Below are 795 nucleotides of genomic sequence, written 5' to 3' on the forward strand. Positions count from 1 at the left end.
CGGTGCCAGCGGATCGTCGGCCAGGGACACCACCAGGTCGGCGTAGACCTGGATTTCGCGTCCCGCGCGCTGCGCGTGGCTGACGTCGGCCAGGATCGCCCGCAGCGAGTCCTCGTCGTGCGGGGTGACGAACACCAGGTCGGCGCTGGCGGCGGCGAATTCGTAGACCCGCGGCGCGTGCGCCAGCGCCGCCACCACCGGCTGGCCCTGGGGTGGCCGCGGGGTGATCGAGGGCCCCTTGACCGAGAAGTGCTCGCCGGCGAAGTCGATGTAGTGCAGCTTGTCGCGGTCGATGTAGCGACCGGTCGCGACATCGCGGATGACGGCGTCGTCCTCCCAGCTGTCCCACAGGCGGCGCACCACCTCGACGGCGTCGGCGGCCTCGTCGAACAGTTCGTCGGCGGCGGGGGCGGCCCGCCGGCCGAACAGCCCCGCTTCGTGCGCGGTCGGGCTTACCCGCACCTGCCAGCCGGCCCGGCCATGCGAGATATGGTCAAGTGTCGCAATCGCTTTGGATACATGGAACGGCTCGGTATGGGTCACCGTGGCGACGGGGATCAGGCCGATGTGCTTGGTGACCGGCGCGATCCGGGCGGCCACCAGCGTGGCATCGGCGCGCCCCGCCAGGCGCCGTGGGGAGATTTCGGGCCGGCGGCCCGGCTGCACGTCCAGGCTGTCGTCGATGGTCAGGAAATCCAGCAGCCCGCGCTCGGCGGTGCCCGCCAGCGCGGCCCAATAGCGACCGCTGAGTTGCCCGCCGCCGGTCGCGTTGTGCGCGAACGCGTATCGCCACGC

1 protein-coding gene is annotated in these 795 nt (G+C 71.9%); it reads right to left on the reverse strand.

The genetic code is table 11. The features are described 5' to 3' along the window. On the reverse strand, window positions 1-795 hold a 795-nt coding region (locus A5708_RS02980; protein WP_065027201.1), incomplete at both ends, for an LLM class flavin-dependent oxidoreductase.

This window comes from Mycobacterium colombiense, assembly GCF_001672755.1.
GTDB lineage: Bacteria > Actinomycetota > Actinomycetes > Mycobacteriales > Mycobacteriaceae > Mycobacterium > Mycobacterium colombiense_C.